This is a genomic window from Streptomyces sp. 8N114, from assembly GCF_052245835.1.
In the GTDB taxonomy this organism is placed as follows: domain Bacteria; phylum Actinomycetota; class Actinomycetes; order Streptomycetales; family Streptomycetaceae; genus Streptomyces.
This window is the reverse complement of sequence record NZ_JBQQBT010000001.1, coordinates 1,056,294-1,080,753: the sequence shown is the minus strand read 5'-3', so window position 1 is coordinate 1,080,753 and position 24,460 is coordinate 1,056,294. Positions and strand designations below refer to the sequence as shown.

The following is a 24,460-nucleotide window of genomic DNA, read 5'->3' as shown; positions in this document are numbered from 1 at the left end:
TGGGACGAGCGTAGGACGCCCGGTGACCGGCGGCGGGGAGGAGGAGAATAGTCGTACTGGTGTGGTGCCGGAGCCGATTGAGACGGCCGGTGCCAGGTACTCGTAGGAGTGCGTGATCGGCCCGGTCCGGGACAAGATCAAGGCATGCCGACGGCACGAATACCGATTTCACGTTTGGCGGCGGGACGTGTAATGTCTTCACCGCTCGCCCCAATAGCTCAGTCGGCAGAGCGTCTCCATGGTAAGGAGAAGGTCAACGGTTCGATTCCGTTTTGGGGCTCTGATGTGAGAGATCTTCCGCCGGGAGGTCGCCGCATCGTGGCGGTGTAGCTCAGTCGGTAGAGCAAGCGGCTCATAATCGCTGTGTCACCGGTTCAAGTCCGGTCACCGCTACTTCACCGACAGTAGCCGGTTGTGGGGTCGGTCCTCCGATCGGCTACTCTTTCTGCGTTAAAACCCGTCCGTTCGTCAAGGAGCACTCACGTGGCTGCCACAGACGTCCGCCCGAAGATCACGCTGGCCTGCGTGGAGTGCAAGGAGCGGAACTACATTACGAAGAAGAACCGGCGCAACAACCCGGACAGGCTTGAGATGAAGAAGTTCTGCCCGCGCGACAACCGGCACACCGTGCACCGCGAGACGCGCTGATTCCTCTCATGCTCTGAGGCCGTCCCCGCCAGTCGGGGTCGGCCTCGTGCTGTGTCCGGCTCCCCTGACCGGCTCCGGGAAACCGGACGTGGCCCGGCTCCAGGGAGCCGGACATCGACTGGCTCCCGAGCCGACGCCCGCGAAGCCGTACCCGCCGTGAAACCGCCACACTGCCGCAGGAGGCGCCGCCGATGGCACTCGATCAGTCCTTCGTCGGACGGACGTACCCGCCCAGCAGGCCGTACGAGGTCGGCAGGGAGAAGATCCGCGAGTTCGCGGAGGCCATCGGTGACGACAATCCCGCCTACACGGACGCCGAGGCGGCCAGGGCGCTCGGCTACCCGGACGTGATCGCGCCGCCCACCTTCGTCTTCTCCGTCACCTTCCAGGAGGCGGCCGGCGTGGTGCGGGACCCGAAGCTTGGCCTGGACTACTCGCGGGTGGTGCATGGGGACCAGCGGTTCGCCTACCACCGCCCCGTCCGTGCCGGGGACCTGCTCTCGGTCACCTCCACGATCGAGTCCATCAAGTCCCTGGCGGGCAACGAGGTCCTCGACGTCCGCGGCGAGGTCCAGGATGCGGCGGGGCAGCCGGTGGTGACCGTGCACACCAAGCTGGTGGCGCGTGCGGTCGAAGCGGTCGAAGGGGAGTGACGGAAATGACAGCGCAGGTCGCCTACGCGGACGTGGAAGTGGGCACTCAGCTGCCCTCCCGCACCTTCCCCGTGGACCGTGCCCGGCTGGTCCGTTACGCCGGGGCGTCCGGGGACTTCAATCCCATTCACTGGAACGAGCGTTTCGCCAAGGACGTCGGCCTGCCCGACGTCATCGCACACGGCATGTTCACCATGGCCGAGGCCGCCCGGGTGATCACCGACTGGACGGGCGACCCCGGTGCGCTGCTGCAGTACGGCGTGCGCTTCACCAAGCCGGTTGTCGTCCCGGACGACGACAAGGGCGCGGCCATCGAGGTGACGGCGAAGGTCGCCAAGAAGCTGGACGACGAGGCCCGTACGGTCCAGGTGGACCTGACGGTCACCAGCGCGGGCGCCAAGGTGCTGGGCATGTCCCGCGCGGTGGTCAAGCTCGCCTGACCCCGCTGGCCACCTTCGGGCGTCCGCCCAGACAGCCCGGCGGACACGGCCTGGGCAGGGCAGCGGCTGAGAGCCTCCCGCCGGGCCTCCGGCAGAGCGGCGTGCGCTTCCCCCGTACTCTGGAGCGCGTGCAGGAACTCTACGTTGACTCCGGTGTCCCTCTGGTTTCGCTCGCCCCGCTGACGACGCTGCGTCTCGGTGGGCCGGCCCAGCGGCTGGTCACGGCGACCACCGACGATGAGGTGATCGCGGCGGTCCGCGAGGCCGACGATAGCGGCACTCCGCTGCTGATCATCGCGGGCGGCAGCAATCTCGTCATCGCCGACGAGGGCTTCGAGGGAACGGTCCTGCACATCGCGACCAGCGGTTTCTCGCTCTCCGGCACCGACTTGGAGCTGGCGGCGGGGGAGAACTGGTCCGACGCCGTCGCCCGTACCGTCGAGGCGGGGCTGGCGGGTATCGAGTGCCTGGCCGGCATCCCGGGCTCCGCGGGCGCCACGCCGATCCAGAACGTGGGCGCGTACGGCCAGGAGGTCTCCAGCACGCTCACCGAGGTCGTCGCCTACGACCGGCAGACCGGCGAGACGGTCACCCTCACGAACGCCGAGTGCGGCTTCTCCTACCGGCACAGCCGCTTCAAGGCCGACCCCGCACGCCATGTCGTGCTGCGGGTGCGCTTCGCGCTGGAGGACGCGGAGGGCCTCTCCGCGCCGATCAAGTACGGGGAGACGGCACGTGTCCTCGGCGTCGAGGCGGGCGACCGGGTGCCGGCCGCCATCGCACGCGGGGCCGTGCTGCGGCTGCGTGCAGGGAAGGGCATGGTGCTCGACCCCGACGATCACGACACCTGGTCGGCCGGGTCCTTCTTCACCAATCCGATCCTGGACGACGCGCAGTTCGCCGCCTTCGTCGACCGGGTCCGGGACCGGCTCGGGCCCGAGGTGGCACCCCCGGCCTTCCCCGCGGGGGAGGCGCGTACCAAGACCTCGGCGGCCTGGCTCATCGACAAGGCGGGTTTCACCAAGGGGTACGGCCAGGGCCCGGCCCGCATCTCCACCAAGCACACCCTGGCGCTCACCAACCGGGGCTCCGCCACCACCGCCGACCTGCTCGCGCTCGCCCGGGAGGTGCGCGAGGGGGTGCACGCCGCCTTCGGTGTCACCCTCGTCAACGAGCCGGTGATGGTGGGCTGCGCGCTGTAGGTCAGCCTGGTGCACGTTGGTGCACGCCAGAGCTCAGTTCGCGATCCCGAAGACCTTCCGCTCCGTGGCCGGGTCGTCCACCATGCCCAGCATCGCGGCCGCCAGATCGGTGCGAGTGATACGCAGCCGTCGCGGTACGGCCGTGCCCTCGCGCCGCAGCCATTCGCCGGTTCCGGGCCGGTCCGTGAGCTGCGGCGGGCGTACGACGGTCCACCGCAGCGCGCTGCTACGGATCTCCTCCTCCATCAGGGCCAGGTCCGCGTAGACGTTCCTGAACGCGCGCCGTACCAAGGGCAGCACCACCGCGCGGTGGAGGCGGCTCTCGTCGTGCGGCTGGGTGCCGACCGGAGCCGCGCTGACCGCCAGGTAGCGCTCCACTCCCTCCGCCTCCAGGGCACGCAGAATGGCGCGGGTCCCCCTCGAGGCGATGCCCGCGGCCTTGTTGGAGGGAGCGCCGAGCCCGGACAGCGCGGCGTCGGCACCGGCGACCAGGGGACGCAGCGCCTCGGCGTCCGTTACGTCGGCGGTGGCGATCTCCAGCAGTTCATGCCGCACCGGCAGCCGGTCTGGGTCGCGCACCACGGCCGTCACCTTGTGGCCCGCTTCCAGGGCCTGCCGTACGAGTTGCTGTCCGGTGCCGCCGGTCGCGCCGAAGACTGTGTAACGCATGCCGCTGTGCCTCCCGTCGAAAGGCCCACCGCGGAAAGAGGGTGGGGGATAGGGGTGGGTGAGTATTCACTCACCGATACGGTGGGTGAATGCCCACTCACAAGTCAACTCGGCAGGTCCGGCCCACCCGTGAGCGCATCATCGACGCTGCTGAGCATCTGCTGCGCACCATCGGCCTCGCCCGTACGACCACGAAAGAGATCGCCCGTGAGGCGGGCTGCTCCGAAGCCGCGCTCTACAAGCACTTCTCCGGCAAGGAGGAGATCTTCGTCCGGGTCCTGCACGACCGGCTGCCGCGCCTCAACCCGCTGCTGAACGAGCTCGCCCAGGAGGCGGGGCGGCGCGGCCTGGAGTCCAACCTCACCGAGATCGCCGAGCACGCCGCCCTCTTCTACGAGCAGAGCGTCCCCATCGCGGCGTCCCTCTTCGCCGAACCGGCCCTCAAGCGGCGTCACTTCGAAGGCGTACGCGAGCTCGGTGTCGGCCCCCGCACGCCGCTGACCACCCTCGCCGCCTACCTGCGCGCCGAGCAGAAACGAGGCGCAGTACGGCCCGATGCCGACGTCGACGCCGCTGCCGCACTGCTGCTGGGTGCTTGCTCGCAGCGCGCCTTCCTGTACGACTTCGCCGCAGGAGAGCGCCCCGAGCAGCTACTGGGCGACTTCGTACGCAGTCTTGTCCGCACCCTGCTGCACGGTCTGGCCCCGGCCGGGACGGACCGTCCCGGGGCGCGTTAGCCCGGATCGGCCGCCAGCCAGGCGTCGATGTCGGCCAGCATCTCGTCCCGTACGTCCTGCGGCATCGAGGCGCCCCGCACCGACTGCCGGGCCAGTTCCGCCAGCTCCGCGTCCGAGAATCCGTGCTTACGGCGCACCAGTTCGTACTGCGCCACCAGCCGGGAGCCGAACAGCAGCGGGTCGTCGGCGCCGAGTGCCATCGGCACGCCGGCGTCCCACAGCGTCCGTACCGGCACGTCCTCCGCCTTGTCGTAGACGCCCAGCGCCACGTTGGAGGTGGGGCAGACCTCGCAGGTGACCTGCCGTTCGGCCAGCCGCGCCAGCAGCCAGGGGTCCTCGGCGGCGCGCACCCCGTGGCCGACCCGGGTGGCGCGCAGATCGTCCAGGCAGTCCCGCACGCTGCTCGGTCCCGACAGCTCGCCCCCGTGCGGCGCCGCGAGCAGGCCGCCCTCCCGCGCAATGGTGAAGGCGCGGTCGAAATCCCGGGCGAAGCCGCGCCGTTCGTCGTTGGAGAGCCCGAAGCCGACGATGCCGCGGTCCCGGTAGCGCACCGCCAGCCGGGCCAGTGTGCGGGCGTCCAGCGGGTGCTTCATCCGGTTCGCCGCCACCAGCACGCGGATGCGGAGACCGGTCTGCCGGGAGGCCGCCTCCACCGCGTCCAGGATGATCTCCAGAGCTGGTGTGAGCCCGCCGAGCCGTGGCGCGTACGAGGTGGGGTCGACCTGGATCTCCAGCCAGCGCGAACCGTCCCGTACGTCCTCCTGCGCCGCCTCCCGCACCAGTCGCTGAATGTCTTCCGGCTCGCGCAGACAGGACCGCGCGATGTCGTACAGCCGCTGGAACCGGAACCAGCCGCGCTCATCGGTCGCCCGCAGCTTCGGAGGCTCGCCCCCGCTCAGCGCGTCCGGCAGATGTACGCCGTACTTGTCGGCCAGTTCGAGCAGGGTGGAGGGGCGCATCGACCCGGTGAAGTGCAGGTGCAGATGAGCTTTCGGCAGCGTACGCAGGTCCCGCTCTCCGGAAGAGTGCAACATCCCAAGATCCTGCCGCATACGGGCCCCGAAGAGGTAGCCGGTTCCTGGAAGCCGGTTCCCGTCAGGGGACGTCCCGAAAGCGCGAGCGGGCCCGGGGGCAGTGCCCTCGAGCCCGCTTCGTTCGCTCCGGAGAGGCCAGGTCAGTCCCGTGCCTCGGCGAGCAGCTTCTGGATCCGCGAGATGCCCTCCACCAGGTCCTCGTCACCCAGTGCGTAGGACAGTCGCAGATAGCCGGGGGTGCCGAAGGCTTCACCCGGTACGACGGCGACCTCGACCTCCTCCAGGATCAGCGCCGCCAGCTCGACCGTGGTGGCGGGCCGCTTGCCGCGGATCTCCTTGCCCAGCAGCGCCTTGACCGACGGGTAGGCGTAGAACGCGCCCTCGGGCTCCGGGCAGAGCACGCCGTCGATGTCGTTGAGCATCTTCACGATGGTGCCGCGGCGCCGGTCGAATGCCTTGCGCATCTCCGCCACGGCTACCAGATCGCCGGAGACGGCGGCCAGCGCGGCGGCCTGCGAGACGTTGCTGACGTTGGACGTGGCGTGTGACTGGAGGTTCGTCGCGCCCTTGATCACGTCCTGAGGGCCGATCAGCCACCCCACGCGCCAGCCAGTCATGGCGTAGGTCTTGGCCACGCCGTTGACGACCACGCACTTGTCGCGCAGCTCGGGCACGACAGCCGGCAGCGAGGCGAACTCGGCGTCGCCGTAGACCAGGTGCTCGTAGATCTCGTCGGTGAGCACCCACAGCCCCTGCTCCAGCGCCCAGCGGCCGATCTCCTCGACCTGCGCGCGCGGGTAGACGGCGCCGGTCGGGTTGGAGGGCGAGACGAAGAGCAGCACCTTGGTCTTCTCGGTGCGCGCGGCCTCCAACTGCTCGACCGAGACCCGGTACCCCGTCGTCTCGTCCGCCACGACCTCGACCGGGACGCCACCCGCGAGCCGGATGGACTCGGGGTAGGTGGTCCAGTAGGGCGCGGGCACGATGACCTCGTCGCCCGGGTCGAGCAGGGCGGCGAACGCCTCGTAGATCGCCTGCTTGCCGCCGTTGGTGACGAGCACCTGGGAAGCGTCGATCTGGTAGCCGGAGTCGCGGAGCGTCTTGTCGACGAGGGCGGACTTGAGTTCGGGGAGTCCACCCGCGGGGGAGTAGCGGTGGTTCTTCGGGTCGCGCGCCGCGTTCACGGCCGCCTCGACGATGTAGTCGGGGGTCGGGAAGTCGGGCTCGCCGGCGCCGAACCCGATCACGGGGCGCCCGGCGGCCTTCAGCGCCTTGGCCTTGGCGTCCACGGCCAGCGTCGCGGACTCGGAGATCGCGCTGATACGGGCCGACAGACGTCGCTCGGACGGGGACTGTGCAGGGGGAGTCGCTGCGGTCATACAGTGCATGTTCCCAGACCCGGCACTCGCGGGGCACCGGGGTTTGGCGGCGACCGGATCACACTCCGCGACGGCGGGCGGGCCGGATCCTGTTCGACGCCCGGCCGCGGAGCACGTACACTCTCACGTCGTTGGCCTTCAACCGTCACTCACAGCGTGCTCTTGGCACGCACTCCATGCAACGGCGTGGATGCGGTAGGTTGAGGGAGACACAAAGGGTCGTAGCTCAATTGGTAGAGCACTGGTCTCCAAAACCAGCGGTTGGGGGTTCGAGTCCCTCCGGCCCTGCTACACACACGTCGCCGAGGTGTGTGCTTGCGTACGTAGAATGCACTGAATTGCACCGCCGTGCGGCCGGGCCGGACGCCGCAGGGCAACGACCCGGATCAGGTGAGGACGAGTGACGGAGATCACGGACACCACCGAGGTCCCCGAGCCCGGAGGGTCGTCCGAAGGCAAGAAGCCCCGAAAGGGCGGAAAGCGGGCGAAGAAGGGGCCGATGGCCAGGCTCGCGCTTTTCTACCGCCAGATCGTCGCGGAGCTTCGGAAGGTCGTCTGGCCGACGCGGCAGCAGCTCTCCACGTACACGAGCGTGGTGATCGTCTTTGTCATCATCATCATCGCTTTGGTGTTCGTGATTGACTATGGGCTGGCCGAAGTCATGAAACACGTCTTCGGCTGACCCTCCGCGCAGAGCCCCCTCCGCGGGGCTTTCCGCATGTTCGACCCCTTGAAGCCAGGAAGAAGCAGCCACCGTGTCTGAGCCGAACATGAACGATGCCGTCGAGCCCGCAGAGGGTGACGACACGGCGCGCGACATCGTCGAGGCAGCGGACAGCAGCGTCGACCGGGCGGAAGCCGCCGAGGCCGCTGCCGGTGAGCCCGCCGAGGAGGCCGCTGTCCGCGAGGAAGGCGAGCCCGCAGCCGAAGCCGCCGAGTCTGCCGACGAGGCGGAGGCCGAGGCCGAAGAGGCCGCTGAGGGCGAAGAGGCCGAGGAGGAGCAGGTCGACCCCGTCGCCCAGCTCCGCGACGAGCTGCGCCATCTGCCCGGCGAGTGGTACGTGATCCACACCTACGCCGGCTACGAGAACCGCGTGAAGACCAACCTGGAGCAGCGCGCCGTCTCGCTCAACGTCGAGGACTTCATCTTCCAGGCCGAGGTGCCGCAGGAGGAGGTCGTCCAGATCAAGAACGGCGACCGCCGCACCGTGCGGCAGAACAAGCTGCCCGGCTATGTGCTGGTCCGGATGGATCTGACCAACGAGTCGTGGGGCGTCGTCCGTAACACACCGGGCGTCACCGGCTTCGTCGGCAACGCCTACGACCCGTACCCGCTGACCCTCGACGAGATCGTCAAGATGCTCGCCCCGGAGGCCGAGGAGAAGGCCGCCAAGGCTGCCGCGGCCGACGAGGAGGGGAAGCCCGCGGGCGTTCCGGGCCGCAAGGTCGAGGTCCAGGTCCTCGACTTCGAGGTCGGCGACTCGGTCACCGTCACCGACGGCCCGTTCGCCACCCTCCAGGCGACCATCAACGAGATCAACGCCGACTCGAAGAAGGTCAAGGGCCTTGTCGAGATCTTCGGCCGCGAGACCCCGGTCGAGCTGAGCTTCGACCAGATCCAGAAGAACTGACTGCCCCGGCCTCCGGCCGGGCAGTACCCCACCCAGCTTCCGGACAGGTCAGGAAGGCGCTCGCGCCCTTCCTGACCTGCTCGGTTTCAAGCCGCGTAACGGTACGGGCTATCGTTGTGCGGTATGCCTCCGCCCGGGTGACGGGCGGAGGGCGAATCACCTCTCACCAGGACCCGGAGAGAACATGCCTCCCAAGAAGAAGAAGGTCGCGGGGCTGATCAAGCTCCAGATCCAGGCCGGTGCAGCCAACCCGGCTCCGCCGGTCGGCCCGGCGCTGGGTCAGCACGGCGTCAACATCATGGAGTTCTGCAAGGCGTACAACGCGGCGACCGAGTCGCAGCGTGGCTGGGTGATCCCGGTGGAGATCACGGTCTACGAGGACCGTTCCTTCACCTTCATCACCAAGACGCCGCCGGCCTCCAAGATGATCCTCAAGGCCGCCGGCGTGGAGAAGGGCTCCGGCACCCCGCACACCAACAAGGTCGCCAAGATCACCCGTGACCAGGTGCGCGAGATCGCCACGACCAAGATGCCCGACCTCAACGCCAACGACCTGGACCAGGCGGAGAAGATCATCGCCGGTACCGCCCGTTCCATGGGTGTGACCGTCGAGGGCTGAGCCCTCGGCACCGGCACCTCTCCCCATCCCCGTGGCAGGGCCAAGCGCTGGCCCGTACCACGACTCCATACCGTCAGGAGCAGCAGTGAAGCGCAGCAAGACTCTCCGCGAAGCGGACGCGAAGATCGACAGGACGCGTCAGTACGCGCCTCTGGAGGCCGTCCGTCTCGCCAAGGAGACCTCCACGAAGAACTTCGACGCGACCGTCGAGGTCGCCATGCGCCTGGGCGTCGACCCGCGCAAGGCCGACCAGATGGTCCGCGGCACCGTCAACCTCCCGCACGGCACCGGTAAGACTGCCCGGGTCCTGGTCTTCGCGACCGGCGACCGTGCTGCGGCGGCGGAGGCCGCGGGGGCCGACATCGTCGGCTCCGACGAGCTCATCGAGGAGGTCGCAGGCGGCCGTCTCGACTTCGACGCCGTCGTCGCCACCCCGGACCTGATGGGCAAGGTCGGCCGCCTCGGCCGCGTGCTCGGTCCGCGTGGTCTGATGCCGAACCCGAAGACCGGCACCGTCACCCCCGACGTGGCCAAGGCCGTGGGCGACATCAAGGGCGGCAAGATCGAATTCCGCGTCGACAAGCACTCCAACCTGCACTTCATCATCGGCAAGGCGTCCTTCGGCGAGCAGCAGCTCGTCGAGAACTACGCCGCAGCCCTTGAGGAGATCACCAGGCTGAAGCCCGCGGCGGCGAAGGGCCGGTACATCAAGAAGGCTTCCGTCGCCACCACGATGGGCCCCGGCATCCCGGTCGACCCGAACCGCACCCGCAACCTCCTCGTCGAGGAGGACCCGGCCGCGGTCTGATCCGCGACCGGCGCGCAGACGCCCGAAGGCCGGTGCCCGCTCCCCGACGGGGGTGGGCACCGGCCTTCGCCGTCTTTCCGGGCCACAGATCCATCGGCTCAGGCGTCTTCGGGGTCGGCGGCTCTGTGCGGCCGTGGAACCCGTCCCGGTGCGTGTGTCGTCTCCCCCGTTGCATAAGGTGCGGATAAGCCGATGAACGGGGCCCGTTCGGGCCCGCCCATAACGAGGGGGGAGTCCTATGCGGAGGACCAGGATGGCGGCAGCTGCCGCGGGCATCGCACTGATGGCGGGCCTGACGGCGTGCGGCAGCGAGAAAGCGGACGGCGGTGGCAGTGGGGGCGGCGGCGACTCCAAGGGCGGCGGCTCGGCCGTCCAGAACGCCCTGACGGCCCTGAAGAAGGCATCGACGGCCACCGACAAGCAGAACTCCGCCAAGGTCGAAGGCGTCAACAAGCAGACGTCCCAGGGCAAGACCATGGAAACCAACATGGACGGCGCCTTCGACTGGTCCGGCGGCGGCATGAAGGGCGAGGCCGACCTCACCATGGCCGGCGGCGCCCAGTCGGCCGAGGCCCGCTATCTGCCGGACGCGATGTACGTCCACCCCTCCACCGGCGGCGCTCCCGGCGGCAAGAAGTGGATGAAGTACGACTACGACGCGCTGGCCAAGCAGGGCGGCGCCTCGGGCGCCATGCTCAAGGACCAGATGCAGAACAACAACCCGGCGCGCTCGGTCCAGCTCGTCCTGGCCTCGGGCAAGGTCAAGGCGCTCGGCTCCGAGACGGTGCGCGGCAAGAAGACCACGCACTACTCCGGCACGGTCTCCGTCTCCGAGCTGACCCGGATGCAGTCGAAGGACCTCTCGGAGAAGGACCTTCAGGCGCTGGAGCAGCAGTTCAAGCAGCAGGGGCTGAAGAAGGAGAAGATCGATCTGTGGATCGATGAGAACGACCTGCTGGTCAAGAAGCACGAGGTCGCCAAGAGCACCGACGGCGCCACAGGCATCGACGCGACCAACTACTACACGGACTACGGCACCCCCGTGAACGTGACCGCTCCGCCCGCCGGCGAGACATCGGACGCCGCGGAGCTGATGAAGAGCGGCGGCGGCCTCAGCTGATCGTCGACGGCCTCAGCTGACCCGCGGCGCACTCTCAGCGGGCCCGGGACCGGATTTGCCGGTCCCGGGCCCGTTCGCGTAGTCTCCATACGAAGCCAAAGACCGCTGGTCGTCGTCGTGCGCGCACAGAGTGCCGACGGCCGAAGGATCCGCTCGCTGCGGACGACCCGCGCAGGTGACTGAGGAAGAACTCCCGAGGTGCTTACGCGCTTCGGTCGAGTCGACGCCCCATGCGCCTGCGCTGGGGCGTTTGTCGTGTTCAGCCCCTTCCGAGCGGTCCTCATCACCCGGAAGGAGGCCGAGGCCCATGGCGAGGGAACAGGTCGCTCCCGACAAGATCGCAGCCGTCGACGAGATCACGGACAAGTTCCGTGACTCCAACGCCGCTGTGGTCACCGCGTACACCGGACTCTCCGTGGCCCAGCTCAAGGAGCTGCGCCGTGCGCTCGGTGACAACGCTCAGTACCGAGTGGTGAAGAACACGCTGACCAAGATCGCGGCCAACGAGGCCGGGATCAACGAGCTCGACGAGTTCCTGACGGGCTCCTCGGCTGTCGCCTTCGTGACCGGTGACCCGGTCGAGGCGGCGAAGGGTCTCCGTGACTTCGCCAAGGACAACCCCGCCCTCGTGATCAAGGGCGGCATCGTCGACGGCGCGCTGTACGGCGCCGACGACCTCAAGAAGCTCGCGGACCTCGAGTCCCGCGAGGTGCTGCTCGCCAAGCTGGCCGGTGGCATGAAGGCGTCCATGGCCAAGGCCGCGGCGACCTTCCAGGCCCCGCTCTCGAAGTTCGTCCGCACCGCGGACGCGCTTCGCAGCAAGGTCGAAGAGCAGGGCGGTGCCGACACCACGGCTCCCGCCGAGGCCGAGTCCGAGTAACCGGCGCAGTCGGTCCCCGCGACAGTGGGTGACCGTCCGTAACCGGTGACCGGCCGCACTCGGTCACAGCGGGCCGTAAGCCCGCCGACATATTGATCCGGCACCAGCCGACTGAAGTGGAAGGACCACCAACCATGGCGAAGCTCAGCCAGGACGAACTGCTTGCCCAGTTCGAGGAGATGACCCTCATCGAGCTGTCGGACTTCGTGAAGAAGTTCGAGGAGAAGTTCGACGTCGAGGCCGCCGCCCCGGCCGCCGCCGTCGTCGCCGCCCCGGGTGCCCCGGGTGCCGCCGCCGAGGCCGAGCCCGAGCAGGACGAGTTCGACGTCATCCTGACCGGCGCCGGCGACAAGAAGATCCAGGTCATCAAGGTCGTGCGTGAGCTGACCTCGCTGGGCCTGAAGGAGGCCAAGGAGCTCGTGGACGGCACCCCGAAGCCGGTCCTCGAGAAGGTCGCCAAGGACGCCGCCGACAAGGCCAAGGAGTCCCTCGAGGGCGCCGGCGCCTCGGTCGAGGTCAAGTGACGCCGACCCCGATGAGCCACCGGCTCGCGGAGTCATCACGGTAGACCGCGGGCTACCTCACGTGGGTAGCTGTGCAGCGAAGGGCGATCACCCAGACGGGTGGTCGCCCTTCGCCGTTGCTGGACGGTCGCGCCCTGGGCGGATGACGGCGGGTATGGTGATCTTCGTTGCTCCTGGGGGCCTTGACGAACGGCACGCAGCGCGCAATTCTCGGGACGCGTCGTCACATCGATCCGAACTCCGAGGCATGGATCGACGGCGAAGCGGGAAGTGTTGCGGCAGGCACGACGAGCCGCAGCAGAGCACGTCCGCCCCGGCGTATCGAGGCCGCCGGGGACGGGGGCGGAACGAGAAGAACAATCGCAGGAGGTGGAGACCGGGGCGTGAGCCGGTTTCCCGTAATCCTTTCTGGACATCAGTGGGCCTTGTGGCTACACTGACCCTTTGCGCTGCCTATTAGCTGCCCCCTGCCCGTCACCAGGGGCACCGGTATGCGTGTAGAGAGTCCGAGCCCTCGGAAGGACCCCCTCTTGGCCGCCTCGCGCACTGCCTCGACTGCCAATTCGAACAACGGCGCCAGCACTGCCCCGCTGCGTATCTCTTTTGCGAAGATCAAGGAGCCCCTTGAGGTTCCGAACCTTCTCGCGCTCCAGACCGAGAGCTTTGACTGGCTGCTCGGCAATGACGCCTGGAAGGCTCGCGTCGAGGCCGCGCTGGACAGTGGACAGGACGTCCCCACCAAGTCCGGTCTGGAAGAGATCTTCGAGGAGATCTCCCCGATCGAGGACTTCTCCGGGTCGATGTCGCTGACCTTCCGCGATCACCGCTTCGAGCCCCCCAAGAACTCGATCGACGAGTGCAAGGAGCGCGACTTCACGTACGCGGCTCCGCTCTTCGTCACGGCCGAGTTCACCAACAACGAGACCGGTGAGATCAAGTCGCAGACGGTCTTCATGGGCGACTTCCCGCTCATGACCAACAAGGGCACCTTCGTGATCAACGGCACCGAGCGTGTCGTCGTCACCCAGCTCGTCCGGTCCCCGGGTGTCTACTTCGACTCCTCCATCGACAAGACCTCCGACAAGGACATCTACTCCGCCAAGATCATCCCGTCCCGCGGTGCCTGGCTGGAGATGGAGATCGACAAGCGCGACATGGTCGGTGTGCGTATCGACCGTAAGCGCAAGCAGTCCGTGACCGTCCTGCTCAAGGCGCTCGGCTGGACCACCGAGCAGATCCTCGAGGAGTTCGGCCAGTACGAGTCCATGCGCGCCACCCTGGAGAAGGACCACACCCAGGGTCAGGATGACGCGCTGCTCGACATCTACCGCAAGCTGCGTCCGGGTGAGCCCCCGACCCGTGAGGCCGCGCAGACGCTGCTGGAGAACCTCTACTTCAACCCGAAGCGGTACGACCTGGCCAAGGTCGGCCGGTACAAGGTCAACAAGAAGCTCGGCGGTGACGAGCCGCTGGACTCCGGCGTGCTCACCACGGCCGACATCATCGCCACGATCAAGTACCTGGTGAAGCTGCACGCGGGCGAGACCGAGTCGCAGTCCGCCGAGGGCGACACGATCGTCATCGAGACCGACGACATCGACCACTTCGGCAACCGCCGGCTGCGCAACGTGGGCGAGCTGATCCAGAACCAGGTCCGTACGGGTCTCGCCCGTATGGAGCGCGTCGTCCGCGAGCGGATGACCACGCAAGACGTCGAGGCGATCACGCCGCAGACGCTGATCAACATCCGGCCGGTCGTCGCCTCCATCAAGGAGTTCTTCGGCACCAGCCAGCTGTCCCAGTTCATGGACCAGACGAACCCGATCTCCGGGCTCACCCACAAGCGCCGTCTCAACGCGCTCGGCCCGGGTGGTCTGAGCCGTGAGCGGGCGGGCTTCGAGGTCCGTGACGTGCACCCCTCGCACTACGGCCGGATGTGCCCGATCGAGACGCCGGAAGGACCGAACATCGGTCTGATCGGTTCGCTCGCCTCGTACGGCCGCGTGAACCCCTTCGGCTTCGTCGAGACGCCGTACCGGAAGGTGGTCGACGGAGTCGTCACCGACGAGGTGCACTACCTCACGGCAGACGAGGAAGACCGCTTCGTGATCGCCCAGGCGAACGCGCCCCTCTCCGAGGAGATGCGGTTCGCCGAGGACCGGGTGCTGGTCCGCCGCCGTGGCGGCGAGGTCGACCTGATCCCGGGCGACGACGTGGACTACATGGACGTCTCGCCGCGCCAGATGGTGTCGGTCGCGACGGCCATGATCCCCTTCCTTGAGCACGACGACGCCAACCGCGCGCTGATGGGGTCGAACATGATGCGGCAAGCCGTGCCGCTCATCAAGGCTGAGGCGCCGCTGGTCGGCACCGGCATGGAGTACCGCTGCGCGGTCGACGCCGGGGATGTCATCAAGGCCGAGAAGGACGGTGTCGTCCAGGAGGTCTCCGCCGACTACATCACGGTGGCCAACGACGACGGTACGTACACCACCTACCGCGTCGCCAAGTTCACCCGCTCCAACCAGGGCACCTCCTTCAACCAGAAGGTGCTCGTGGACGAGGGCTCCCGTGTCATCGAGGGCCAGGTGCTGGCCGACGGTCCGTCCACCGACGAAGGTGAGATGGCGCTCGGCAAGAACCTGCTCGTGGCCTTCATGCCGTGGGAGGGCTACAACTACGAGGACGCGATCATCCTCAGCCAGCGGCTGGTGCAGGACGACGTCCTCTCCTCGATCCACATCGAGGAGCACGAGGTCGACGCCCGTGACACCAAGCTCGGCCCCGAGGAGATCACCCGGGACATCCCGAACGTCTCCGAGGAGGTCCTGGCCGACCTCGACGAGCGCGGCATCATCCGCATCGGCGCCGAGGTCGAGGCGGGCGACATCCTCGTCGGCAAGGTCACCCCGAAGGGTGAGACCGAGCTGACCCCCGAGGAGCGGCTGCTGCGCGCGATCTTCGGTGAGAAGGCGCGCGAGGTCCGTGACACCTCGCTGAAGGTGCCGCACGGCGAGACCGGCAAGGTCATCGGCGTCCGGGTCTTCGACCGCGAGGAGGGCGACGAGCTGCCTCCGGGCGTCAACCAGCTGGTGCGCGTCTACGTCGCGCAGAAGCGCAAGATCACTGACGGTGACAAGCTCGCGGGCCGGCACGGCAACAAGGGCGTCATCTCGAAGATCCTGCCGGTCGAGGACATGCCGTTCCTGGAGGACGGCACCCCGGTCGACGTGATCCTCAACCCGCTGGGCGTCCCCTCCCGGATGAACCCCGGCCAGGTCCTGGAGATCCACCTGGGCTGGCTGGCCTCCCAGGGCTGGAAGGTCGAGGGCTCCGAGGAGTGGATGCAGCGCCTCCAGGCGATCGGCGCGGACGACGTGGCGCCGAAGACCAACGTGGCGACGCCGGTCTTCGACGGCGCCCGCGAGGACGAGATCGCGGGTCTCTTCGAGTCCACGCTCCCGAACCGTGACGGCGACCGGATGGTCCAGCCGTCCGGCAAGGCTCAGCTATTCGACGGCCGCTCCGGCGAGCCGTTCCCGGACCCGATCTCGGTCGGGTACATGTACATCCTCAAGCTGCACCACCTGGTCGACGACAAGCTGCACGCTCGCTCGACCGGTCCGTACTCCATGATCACCCAGCAGCCGCTGGGTGGTAAGGCCCAGTTCGGTGGCCAGCGCTTCGGTGAGATGGAGGTGTGGGCCCTGGAGGCGTACGGCGCCGCGTACGCACTGCAGGAGCTGCTGACCATCAAGTCCGACGACGTCACCGGCCGCGTGAAGGTCTACGAGGCCATCGTCAAGGGCGAGAACATCCCGGAGCCGGGCATCCCCGAGTCCTTCAAGGTGCTCATCAAGGAGATGCAGTCGCTCTGTCTCAACGTCGAGGTGCTGTCCTCGGACGGCATGTCGATCGAGATGCGCGACACCGACGAGGACGTCTTCCGCGCGGCGGAGGAGCTCGGAATCGACCTGTCCCGGCGCGAGCCGAGCAGCGTCGAAGAGGTCTGACGGAGTCGGCCGGGGCGCGCGCCCCGCGTCCCGGCCCTCCCCGCGACCCGTTCAGACCATTGACATACGACCCTGAGAGGGATTGACGAGAGTGCTCGACGTCAACTTCTTCGACGAACTGCGAATCGGCCTTGCCACCGCTGACGACATCCGTCAGTGGTCGCACGGCGAGGTCAAGAAGCCGGAGACCATCAACTACCGCACCCTCAAGCCCGAGAAGGACGGACTCTTCTGCGAGAAGATCTTCGGTCCGACCCGGGACTGGGAGTGCTACTGCGGCAAGTACAAGCGCGTCCGCTTCAAGGGCATCATCTGTGAGCGCTGCGGCGTCGAGGTGACCCGCGCCAAGGTGCGCCGTGAGCGGATGGGCCACATCGAGCTTGCCGCTCCCGTGACCCACATCTGGTACTTCAAGGGTGTTCCCTCCCGCCTGGGCTACCTGCTCGACCTGGCGCCCAAGGACCTGGAGAAGGTCATCTACTTCGCGGCGTACATGATCACGTACGTCGACGAGGAGCGCCGCACCCGCGACCTGCCCTCCCTGGAGGCGCACGTCGGTGTGGAGCGCCAGCAGATCGAGCAGCGCCGTGACGCCGACCTCGAGGCCCGCGCCAAGAAGCAGGAGAGCGACCTGGCCGAGCTGGAGGCCGAGGGCGCCAAGGCGGACGTGCGCCGCAAGGTGCGCGAGGGCGCCGAGCGTGAGATGAAGCAGATCCGCGACCGCGCCCAGCGTGAGCTGGACCGGCTGGACGAGGTCTGGAGCCGCTTCAAGAACCTCAAGGTGCAGGACCTGGAGGGCGACGAGCTGCTCTACCGCGAGCTGCGCGACCGCTTCGGGACCTACTTCGACGGCTCCATGGGCGCTGCCGCGCTGCAGAAGCGCCTGGAGACCTTCGACCTGGAGGAGGAGGCCGAGCGGCTCCGCGAGGTCATCCGCACCGGCAAGGGCCAGAAGAAGACCCGTGCGCTGAAGCGGCTCAAGGTCGTCTCCGCGTTCCTGCAGACCAGCAACAGCCCCAAGGGTATGGTGCTGGACTGCGTGCCGGTCATTCCGCCGGACCTGCGTCCGATGGTGCAGCTGGACGGTGGCCGCTTCGCGACCTCCGACCTGAACGACCTGTACCGCCGTGTCATCAACCGCAACAACCGCCTGAAGCGGCTTCTCGACCTCGGCGCGCCCGAGATCATCGTCAACAACGAGAAGCGGATGCTCCAGGAGGCCGTCGACGCGCTGTTCGACAACGGCCGCCGTGGCCGTCCGGTCACCGGTCCGGGCAACCGTCCGCTGAAGTCCCTCAGCGACATGCTCAAGGGCAAGCAGGGCCGCTTCCGGCAGAACCTGCTGGGTAAGCGCGTCGACTACTCGGCCCGTTCCGTCATCGTCGTCGGTCCGCAGCTCAAGCTGCACCAGTGCGGTCTGCCCAAGGCGATGGCGCTGGAGCTGTTCAAGCCGTTCGTGATGAAGCGGCTGGTGGACCTCAACCACGCGCAGAACATCAAGAGCGCCAAGCGCATGGTCGAGCGCGGCCGCACGGTCGTCTACGACGTGCTGGAAGAGGTCATCGCGGAGCACCCGGTGCTGCTCAACCGGGCACCGACGCTGCACCGTCTCGGCATCCAGGCGTTCGAGCCGCAGCTGGTCGAGGGCAAGGCCATTCAGATCCACCCGCTCGTGTGCACCGCGTTCAACGCGGACTTCGACGGTGACCAGATGGCCGTGCACCTGCCGCTGTCCGCGGAGGCGCAGGCCGAGGCCCGCATCCTGATGCTGTCCTCGAACAACATCCTCAAGCCGGCCGACGGCCGGCCGGTGACGATGCCGACGCAGGACATGGTCCTGGGTCTGTTCTTCCTCACCACGGACGAGGAGCAGCGCGTCACCAAGGGCGACGGCCGCTCGTTCAACTCCACCGCGGAAGCGATCATGGCGTTCGACGCCGGGGAGCTGTCGCTCCAGGCGAAGATCGACATCCGCTTCCCGGTCGGTACCACTCCGCCGCTGGGCTGGACCCCGCCGGTACCGGAGGAGGGCGAGCCCGAGTGGCAGCCCGGTGACCCGTTCCGGCTGCACACCTCCCTGGGCCGTGCGCTTTTCAACGAGCTGCTGCCCGAGGAGTACCCGTTCGTCGACTACACGGTGGGCAAGAAGCAGCTCTCCCAGATCGTCAACGACCTGGCCGAGCGCTACCCCAAGGTCGTCGTCGCCGCGGCGCTCGACAACCTGAAGTCGGCCGGTTACTACTGGGCGACCCGCTCGGGTGTGACCATCGCGATCACGGACGTTGTCGTCCCGGACGCCAAGCCGGAGATCATCGCCGGTTACGAGGCGCAGGACGAGAAGGTCCAGAAGCAGTACGAGCGCGGTCTGATCACCAAGGACGAGCGCACGCAGGAGCTCATCGCCATTTGGACCAAGGCGACCAACGAGGTCTCCGAGGCGATGAACGACAACTTCCCGAAGACGAACCCGATCTTCATGATGGTGGACTCGGGCGCCCGAGGGAACATGATGCAGATGCGTCAGATCGCCGGTATGCGCGGTCTGGTGTCGAACGCGAAGAACGAGACCATCCCGCGGCCCATCAAGGCGTCGTTCCGTGAGGGTCTCTCTGTGCTGGAGTACTTCATCTCCACGCACGGTGCCCGTAAGGGTCTCGCCGACACCGCCCTGCGTACCGCGGACTCGGGTTACCTCACCCGTCGTCTGGTCGACGTCTCGCAGGATGTGATCATCCGCGAGGAGGACTGCGGCACCGAGCGCGGCCTCAAGCTGCGGATCGCCTCCAAGGGCGAGGACGGCGTGCTGCGCAAGGCGGAGGACGCCGAGACCAGCGTGTACGCGCGCTGCCTCGCCGAGGACATCGTCGTCGACGGCATGGTGCTGGCCCCGGCCGGTACCGACCTGGGCGACGTGCTCATCGACGAGCTGGTCCGGCACGGTGTGGAGATCGTCAAGACGCGGTCCATCCTCACCTGTGAGTCGCACGTGGGCACCTGCGCCATGTGCTACGGCCGCTCGCTGGCCACCGGCAAGCTGGTCGACATCGGCGAGGCCGTCGGCATCATCGCCGCCCAGTCGATCGGTGAGCCCGGCACCCAGCTGACGATGCGTACCTTCCACACCGGTGGTGTGGCCGGTGACGACATCACCCAGGGTCTGCCGCGTGTGGTCGAGCTGTTCGAGGCCCGTACGCCCAAGGGCGTCGCGCCGATCTCCGAGTCGGCGGGCCGGGTCCGGATCGAGGAGACGGAGAAGACCAAGAAGGTCGTCGTCACCCCCGATGACGGCTCGGACGAGACCTCCTACAGCGTCTCCAAGCGCGCCCGGCTGCTGGTGGGCGAGGGCGACCACGTCGCCGTCGGCCAGAAGCTGACCGTCGGTACGGAGAACCCGCACGACGTGCTCCGTATCCTCGGCCAGCGCGCGGTTCAGGTGCACCTGGTGGGCGAGGTCCAGAAGGTCTACAACTCGCAGGGTGTGTCGATCCACGACAAGCACATCGAGATCATCATCCGGCAGATGCTGCGCCGCGTGACGATCATCGAGTCCGGCGACGCCGAGCTGCTGCCGGGCGAGCTGGTGGAGCGCACCAAGTTCGAGGGTGAGAACCGGCGCGTGGTGCAGGAGGGCGGCCACCCGGCCTCCGGCCGTCCGCAGCTGATGGGCATCACCAAGGCGTCGCTGGCCACCGAGTCGTGGCTGTCGGCGGCGTCCTTCCAGGAGACGACCAGGGTCCTGACCGACGCGGCGATCAACGCCAAGTCGGACTCCCTGATCGGCCTCAAGGAGAACGTCATCATCGGTAAGCTCATCCCGGCCGGTACGGGCCTGTCCCGCTACCGCAACATCCGGGTCGAGCCCACCGAGGAGGCGAAGGCCGCGATGTACTCGGCCGTCGGTTACGACGACATCGACTACTCGCCCTTCGGCACCGGCTCCGGCCAGGCAGTTCCGCTTGAGGACTACGACTACGGGCCGTACAACGCCTGAGTCCGATCCATCGCCACGGGGCGGTCACCCAGTACGGGTGGCCGCCCCGCGGTCGTATCGGTCCCGGGATCGCGATGTATCCGTGCGGGGGTGAACCAGCCACGGAGCGCCCGCGTCATGGATGATGGAGGGAACGCCAAGCGAGCTGGGAGGTGGGGGCCGGTGGCTTTCGGACCGTGGAATCCTGGAGGTGCCCCGGACCAGGGGCACAGCCCTGGTCTTGTCCCGAGCCAGGGCAAGAACCTTGGCTCAGTTCCGATCCAGAGTCAGCAGCAGATCGGTTCGATGCGCGCCTCGCATTCGGACCGGGAGCGGGCGATCGACGTACTGAAGGCCGGCTTCAGCGAGGGCCGGCTGGGCCAGGACGAGTACGAGCAGCGGCTGGCGCGCGCGACTCAGGCGCAGACCTACGCGGAGCTGACCATGCTCATCGCGGATCTGCCGCAGGGGCCGGTGCCGGTTCCGGCGCCGCAGCCCGCCTATCCGCAGGTGCCGCGCACGTTTCTGCCCACGCCTCCGCCGCGTACCAACGGCTCGGCGGTCGGGGCGCTGGTCTGCGGTGTCCTGACGCCGATGTACGGGCTGACGGCGATCCCCGCGGTGATTCTGGGGCACAAGGCGAAGGCGGAGATCCGGCGGTCGGGAGAGCAGGGCGAAGGACTGGCCACGGCAGGGCTGGTGCTGGGCTGGCTGGCCATCGGCGCCATCCTGGCGATCATCCTCGGAGTGATCGTGGCATCGAGCTGACGCCGCCCATCGGTGGCCTCCATCGGCGCCCTGTTTCTCGCAGGTCGGGGGCGCTATGGTGGCCGGTCCATTTGTTTTGACCCCAGCCGATGAGGTAGGTACCCTCAGTCTCTGTGCCTGGGGTGTCCCCTGCGCTGTTCCCGCCCGCGATTGCGGGCCTACGCGCAGCCGGAGACACCGGACTCTGCTGCTTCTCACCATGGAGAAGCTTCCACCTCAGCGGAGATCTCTCAGTGGATCTCTCCCGGAGGGGACCGCAGTCTTCGACACACCCGACCTCGTGGGTCGGGGATGGCCCAGGTTAGCTTTACCGAGACTGGCACACAGAAACCGGAGAAACGGTGCCTACGATCCAGCAGCTGGTCCGCAAGGGCCGGCAGGACAAGGTCGAGAAGAACAAGACGCCCGCACTCGAGGGTTCGCCCCAGCGCCGAGGCGTCTGCACGCGCGTGTTCACGACCACCCCGAAGAAGCCGAACTCGGCCCTGCGCAAGGTCGCCCGTGTGCGCCTGACCAGCGGGATCGAGGTGACCGCCTACATTCCGGGTGAGGGTCACAACCTGCAGGAGCACTCCATCGTGCTCGTGCGCGGTGGCCGTGTGAAGGACCTGCCGGGTGTTCGCTACAAGATCATCCGCGGCTCCCTCGACACGCAGGGCGTCAAGAACCGCAAGCAGGCTCGCAGCCGCTACGGCGCCAAGAAGGAGAAGTAAGAATGCCTCGTAAGGGCCCTGCCCCGAAGCGCCCGGTCATCATCGACCCGGTCTACGGCTCTCCTCTGGTGACCTCCCTCATCAACAAGGTGCTGCTGAACGGCAAGCGCTCCACCGCTGAGCGCATCGTCTACGGCGCCATGGAGGGGCTGCGCGAGAAGACCGGCAACGACCCGGTCATCACGCTCAAGCGCGCGCTCGAGAACGTCAAGCCGACCCTCGAGGTCCGCTCCCGCCGCGTCGGTGGCGCCACCTACCAGGTTCCGGTCGAGGTCCGCCCCGGCCGTTCCTCCACTCTCGCGCTGCGCTGGATCGTGGGGTACTCCCGCGCCCGCCGCGAGAAGACCATGACCGAGCGTCTGATGAACGAGCTGCTCGATGCCTCCAACGGGCTCGGCGCCGCCGTGAAGAAGCGCGAGGACACGCACAAGATGGCCGAGTCCAACAAGGCCTTCGCGCACTACCGCTGGTAGTCGCTACCCCCATCGAGACCGAGAGAAGACTGAAGCCTTATGGCTACCACTTCACTTGACCTTGCCAAGGTCCGCAACATCGGGATCATGGCGCACATCGACGCGGGCAAGACGACGACCACCGAGCGGATCCTCTTCTACACCGGTCGCAGCTACAAGATCGGTGAGGTCCACGACGGCGCTGCCACGATGGACTGGATGGAGCAGGAGCAGGAGCGCGGCATCACGATCACGTCCGCCGCGACGACCACTCACTGGCCGCTCAACGGCGTCGACTACACCATCAACATCATCGACACCCCGGGCCACGTCGACTTCACCGTCGAGGTGGAGCGTGCGCTGCGCGTGCTCGACGGTGCCGTGACGGTGTTCGACGGTGTCGCCGGTGTGGAGCCGCAGTCCGAAACGGTGTGGCGGCAGGCCGACCGCTACGGCGTTCCGCGCATCTGCTTCGTCAACAAGCTCGACCGTACCGGTGCGGAGTTCCACCGCTGCGTCGACATGATCAGCGACCGCCTGGGTGCGATCCCGCTGGTCATGCAGCTGCCGATCGGCACCGAGGCGGACTTCAAGGGCGTCGTCGACCTGGTGTCGATGAAGGCCCTCGTCTGGTCGCCCGAGGCCAAGATGGGCGAGATGTACGACACCGTCGACATCCCGGACACCCACGCCGAGGCGGCCGAGGAGTGGCGCGGCAAGCTGCTCGAAGCCGTCGCGGAGAACGACGAAGAGATGATGGAGCTGTACCTGGAGGGCCAGGAGCCCACCGAGGAGCAGCTCATCGCGGCGATCCGCCGGGTCACGCTGGCCTCCACGGGCGCCGAGGGCACCATCACGGTGACCCCGGTGTTCTGCGGCACCGCGTTCAAGAACAAGGGCGTGCAGCCCCTGCTCGACGCGATTGCCCGCTACCTGCCGGCCCCGATCGATGTCGAGGCCGTCGAGGGTCAGTCCCCGAAGGACGCCGAAGAGATCATCAAGCGTCGTCCGACCGAGGAAGAGCCGATGTCGGCGCTGGCGTTCAAGATCGCCAGCGACCCGCACCTCGGCAAGCTGACCTTCCTGCGCGTCTACTCGGGCCGCCTGAACACCGGCACCCAGGTGCTGAACTCGGTGAAGGGCCGCAAGGAGCGCATCGGCAAGATCTACCGGATGCACGCGAACAAGCGTGAGGAGATCGACTCGGTGGGTGCCGGCGACATCGTCGCCGTCATGGGTCTGAAGCAGACCACCACTGGTGAGACCCTCTGCGACGCGGGCAACCCGGTGATCCTGGAGTCGATGGACTTCCCGGCCCCGGTCATCGAGGTCGCCATCGAGCCCAAGTCGAAGGGCGACCAGGAGAAGCTGGGCGTCGCGATCCAGCGGCTGGCCGAGGAGGACCCGTCCTTCCAGGTCAAGACGAACGAGGACACCGGCCAGACGATCATCGCGGGCATGGGCGAGCTGCACCTGGACGTGCTGGTCGACCGCATGAAGCGCGAGTTCAAGGTCGAGGCCAACGTCGGTAAGCCGCAGGTGGCCTACCGCGAGTCGCTCCGCAAGAAGGTCGAGAAGGTCGACTACACCCACAAGAAGCAGACCGGTGGTTCCGGTCAGTTCGCGAAGGTGCAGATCGACGTCGAGCCGCTCGAGGGCGACGGCTACGAGTTCGTCAACCAGGTCACCGGTGGCCGTATCCCGCGGGAGTACATCCCGTCCGTGGACGCGGGCTGCCAGGAGGCCATGGAGTTCGGTGTCCTGGCGGGCTACCCGCTGACCGGCGTCCGTGTGACGCTGCTCGACGGTGCCTACCACGACGTCGACTCCTCCGAGATGGCGTTCAAGATCGCCGGTTCCATGGCGTTCAAGGAGGCCGCCCGGAGGGCGAACCCGGCCCTGCTGGAGCCGCTGATGAAGGTCGAGGTGACGACGCCCGAGGACTACATGGGCGACGTGATCGGCGACATCAACTCGCGGCGCGGCCAGGTCCAGTCGATGGACGACCGCGGCAACGCGAAGCTCGTCACCGGCCTGGTACCGCTGTCGGAGATGTTCGGCTACGTCGGGGACCTGCGCAGCAAGACCTCCGGCCGTGCCACGTACTCCATGCAGTTCGACTCCTACGGTGAGGTTCCCAGGAACGTCGCCGAGGAGGTCATCGCGAAGGCCAGGGGCGAGTAATCCACTCGTCCAGGGG

The 24,460-nt window shown here is 67.7% G+C and carries 21 protein-coding genes and 3 tRNA genes; 21 read left to right on the top strand and 3 right to left on the bottom strand.

The features are described 5' to 3' along the window. Positions 1-207 precede the first annotated feature (207 nt). The 6 genes from ACTWQF_RS04955 (at position 208) to ACTWQF_RS04930 (ending at position 2,943) form a co-directional block, all read left to right on the top strand. Positions 208-280 (top strand) — tRNA-Thr (locus tag ACTWQF_RS04955). Between the two features lie 40 nt (positions 281-320). After that, positions 321-393: transfer RNA gene (locus tag ACTWQF_RS04950), tRNA-Met, on the top strand. Positions 394-483: 90 nt separating this feature from the next. Continuing rightward, a complete protein-coding gene (gene rpmG, locus ACTWQF_RS04945) occupies positions 484-648 on the top strand; it encodes a 50S ribosomal protein L33 (protein ID WP_019354206.1) in 165 nt (54 codons plus the stop codon). 191 nt (positions 649-839) lie between these two features. Next, on the top strand, positions 840-1,301 hold the full coding sequence (locus ACTWQF_RS04940; RefSeq protein WP_443277337.1) for an FAS1-like dehydratase domain-containing protein: 462 nt from the start codon (positions 840-842) through the stop codon (positions 1,299-1,301). Between the two features lie 5 nt (positions 1,302-1,306). Further along, positions 1,307-1,741, top strand: coding sequence for a MaoC family dehydratase (locus tag ACTWQF_RS04935; RefSeq protein WP_443277335.1), 435 nt, complete (start codon positions 1,307-1,309; stop codon positions 1,739-1,741). A 128-nt stretch (positions 1,742-1,869) separates the two neighbouring features. Then, positions 1,870-2,943 (top strand): UDP-N-acetylmuramate dehydrogenase, encoded by a 1,074-nt coding sequence (locus ACTWQF_RS04930; protein WP_443277333.1) that lies wholly within the window; start codon positions 1,870-1,872, stop codon positions 2,941-2,943. A 33-nt stretch (positions 2,944-2,976) separates the two neighbouring features. Here ACTWQF_RS04930 and ACTWQF_RS04925 read toward each other — a convergent pair whose 3' ends face one another. Continuing rightward, positions 2,977-3,612, bottom strand: coding sequence for an NAD(P)-dependent oxidoreductase (locus ACTWQF_RS04925; protein WP_443277331.1), 636 nt, complete (start codon positions 3,610-3,612; stop codon positions 2,977-2,979). 89 nt (positions 3,613-3,701) lie between these two features. Between ACTWQF_RS04925 and ACTWQF_RS04920 the strand changes: the two genes are divergently transcribed. Then, positions 3,702-4,349 (top strand): TetR/AcrR family transcriptional regulator, encoded by a 648-nt coding sequence (locus ACTWQF_RS04920; protein WP_443277329.1) that lies wholly within the window; start codon positions 3,702-3,704, stop codon positions 4,347-4,349. Here ACTWQF_RS04920 and ACTWQF_RS04915 read toward each other — a convergent pair. After that, on the bottom strand, positions 4,346-5,401 hold the full coding sequence (locus tag ACTWQF_RS04915; RefSeq protein WP_443277327.1) for an adenosine deaminase: 1,056 nt from the start codon (positions 5,399-5,401) through the stop codon (positions 4,346-4,348). The genes ACTWQF_RS04920 and ACTWQF_RS04915 overlap by 4 nt on opposite strands. Before the next feature lie 122 nt (positions 5,402-5,523). Next, positions 5,524-6,762, bottom strand: a complete 1,239-nt coding sequence (locus ACTWQF_RS04910) for a pyridoxal phosphate-dependent aminotransferase (protein WP_443277325.1) — start codon at positions 6,760-6,762, stop codon at positions 5,524-5,526. A 215-nt stretch (positions 6,763-6,977) separates the two neighbouring features. On the opposite strand from ACTWQF_RS04910, the gene ACTWQF_RS04905 reads away from it, so the two are divergent. The 14 genes from ACTWQF_RS04905 (at position 6,978) to fusA (ending at position 24,444) form a co-directional block, all read left to right on the top strand. Then, positions 6,978-7,050 (top strand) — tRNA-Trp (locus ACTWQF_RS04905). Between the two features lie 112 nt (positions 7,051-7,162). Next, a complete protein-coding gene (secE, locus tag ACTWQF_RS04900; RefSeq protein WP_443244259.1) occupies positions 7,163-7,444 on the top strand; it encodes a preprotein translocase subunit SecE in 282 nt (93 codons plus the stop codon). Between the two features lie 73 nt (positions 7,445-7,517). After that, on the top strand, positions 7,518-8,393 hold the full coding sequence (gene nusG / locus ACTWQF_RS04895; protein WP_443277322.1) for a transcription termination/antitermination protein NusG: 876 nt from the start codon (positions 7,518-7,520) through the stop codon (positions 8,391-8,393). A gap of 184 nt (positions 8,394-8,577) precedes the next feature. Next, the gene (gene rplK, locus ACTWQF_RS04890; protein WP_433100669.1) at positions 8,578-9,012 is read left to right on the top strand and encodes a 50S ribosomal protein L11; all 435 of its coding nucleotides are present in this window, start codon (positions 8,578-8,580) and stop codon (positions 9,010-9,012) included. 85 nt (positions 9,013-9,097) lie between these two features. Further along, positions 9,098-9,820, top strand: a complete 723-nt coding sequence (gene rplA / locus ACTWQF_RS04885; RefSeq protein ID WP_443277321.1) for a 50S ribosomal protein L1 — start codon at positions 9,098-9,100, stop codon at positions 9,818-9,820. 253 nt (positions 9,821-10,073) lie between these two features. Further along, positions 10,074-10,940 carry a hypothetical protein gene (locus tag ACTWQF_RS04880; RefSeq protein WP_443277319.1) on the top strand — a complete coding sequence of 289 codons (867 nt, stop codon included), beginning with the start codon at positions 10,074-10,076 and terminating at the stop codon, positions 10,938-10,940. Between the two features lie 307 nt (positions 10,941-11,247). Beyond that, on the top strand, positions 11,248-11,820 hold the full coding sequence (gene rplJ / locus ACTWQF_RS04875) for a 50S ribosomal protein L10 (protein WP_443277317.1): 573 nt from the start codon (positions 11,248-11,250) through the stop codon (positions 11,818-11,820). Between the two features lie 134 nt (positions 11,821-11,954). Beyond that, a complete protein-coding gene (gene rplL, locus ACTWQF_RS04870; RefSeq protein WP_099883455.1) occupies positions 11,955-12,344 on the top strand; it encodes a 50S ribosomal protein L7/L12 in 390 nt (129 codons plus the stop codon). Between the two features lie 530 nt (positions 12,345-12,874). Further along, positions 12,875-16,357: a DNA-directed RNA polymerase subunit beta gene (gene rpoB, locus ACTWQF_RS04865; protein WP_443277315.1), complete on the top strand. Its 3,483-nt coding sequence runs from the start codon at positions 12,875-12,877 to the stop codon at positions 16,355-16,357. Positions 16,358-16,448: 91 nt separating this feature from the next. Further along, the gene (locus ACTWQF_RS04860; RefSeq protein WP_443277313.1) at positions 16,449-20,348 is read left to right on the top strand and encodes a DNA-directed RNA polymerase subunit beta'; all 3,900 of its coding nucleotides are present in this window, start codon (positions 16,449-16,451) and stop codon (positions 20,346-20,348) included. A gap of 285 nt (positions 20,349-20,633) precedes the next feature. After that, positions 20,634-21,095: a DUF1707 and DUF4190 domain-containing protein gene (locus ACTWQF_RS04855; protein WP_443277311.1), complete on the top strand. Its 462-nt coding sequence runs from the start codon at positions 20,634-20,636 to the stop codon at positions 21,093-21,095. A gap of 341 nt (positions 21,096-21,436) precedes the next feature. Further along, positions 21,437-21,808: a 30S ribosomal protein S12 gene (rpsL, locus tag ACTWQF_RS04850; RefSeq protein ID WP_003948652.1), complete on the top strand. Its 372-nt coding sequence runs from the start codon at positions 21,437-21,439 to the stop codon at positions 21,806-21,808. A 2-nt stretch (positions 21,809-21,810) separates the two neighbouring features. Beyond that, the gene (gene rpsG / locus ACTWQF_RS04845) at positions 21,811-22,281 is read left to right on the top strand and encodes a 30S ribosomal protein S7 (protein WP_019354980.1); all 471 of its coding nucleotides are present in this window, start codon (positions 21,811-21,813) and stop codon (positions 22,279-22,281) included. Between the two features lie 39 nt (positions 22,282-22,320). Beyond that, complete coding sequence (gene fusA / locus ACTWQF_RS04840; RefSeq protein ID WP_443277310.1) at positions 22,321-24,444, top strand: elongation factor G; 2,124 nt, start codon at positions 22,321-22,323, stop codon at positions 24,442-24,444. The last annotated feature ends 16 nt before the right edge of the window (positions 24,445-24,460 follow it).

Excerpts from the sequence above, each read along its gene's own strand:
- ACTWQF_RS04940 (WP_443277337.1), top strand. The coding sequence starts at position 840 with ATGGCACTCGATCAGTCCTTCGTCGGACGGACGTACCCGCCCAGCAGG.
- ACTWQF_RS04935 (WP_443277335.1), top strand. The coding sequence starts at position 1,307 with ATGACAGCGCAGGTCGCCTACGCGGACGTGGAAGTGGGCACTCAGCTG.
- ACTWQF_RS04925 (WP_443277331.1), bottom strand. The coding sequence starts at position 3,612 with ATGCGTTACACAGTCTTCGGCGCGACCGGCGGCACCGGACAGCAACTC.
- ACTWQF_RS04920 (WP_443277329.1), top strand. The coding sequence starts at position 3,702 with ATGCCCACTCACAAGTCAACTCGGCAGGTCCGGCCCACCCGTGAGCGC.
- ACTWQF_RS04915 (WP_443277327.1), bottom strand. The coding sequence starts at position 5,401 with ATGCGGCAGGATCTTGGGATGTTGCACTCTTCCGGAGAGCGGGACCTG.
- ACTWQF_RS04910 (WP_443277325.1), bottom strand. The coding sequence starts at position 6,762 with ATGACCGCAGCGACTCCCCCTGCACAGTCCCCGTCCGAGCGACGTCTG.
- rplK (WP_433100669.1), top strand. The coding sequence starts at position 8,578 with ATGCCTCCCAAGAAGAAGAAGGTCGCGGGGCTGATCAAGCTCCAGATC.
- ACTWQF_RS04880 (WP_443277319.1), top strand. The coding sequence starts at position 10,074 with ATGGCGGCAGCTGCCGCGGGCATCGCACTGATGGCGGGCCTGACGGCG.
- rplJ (WP_443277317.1), top strand. The coding sequence starts at position 11,248 with ATGGCGAGGGAACAGGTCGCTCCCGACAAGATCGCAGCCGTCGACGAG.
- rplL (WP_099883455.1), top strand. The coding sequence starts at position 11,955 with ATGGCGAAGCTCAGCCAGGACGAACTGCTTGCCCAGTTCGAGGAGATG.
- ACTWQF_RS04855 (WP_443277311.1), top strand. The coding sequence starts at position 20,634 with ATGCGCGCCTCGCATTCGGACCGGGAGCGGGCGATCGACGTACTGAAG.
- rpsG (WP_019354980.1), top strand. The coding sequence starts at position 21,811 with ATGCCTCGTAAGGGCCCTGCCCCGAAGCGCCCGGTCATCATCGACCCG.
- fusA (WP_443277310.1), top strand. The coding sequence starts at position 22,321 with ATGGCTACCACTTCACTTGACCTTGCCAAGGTCCGCAACATCGGGATC.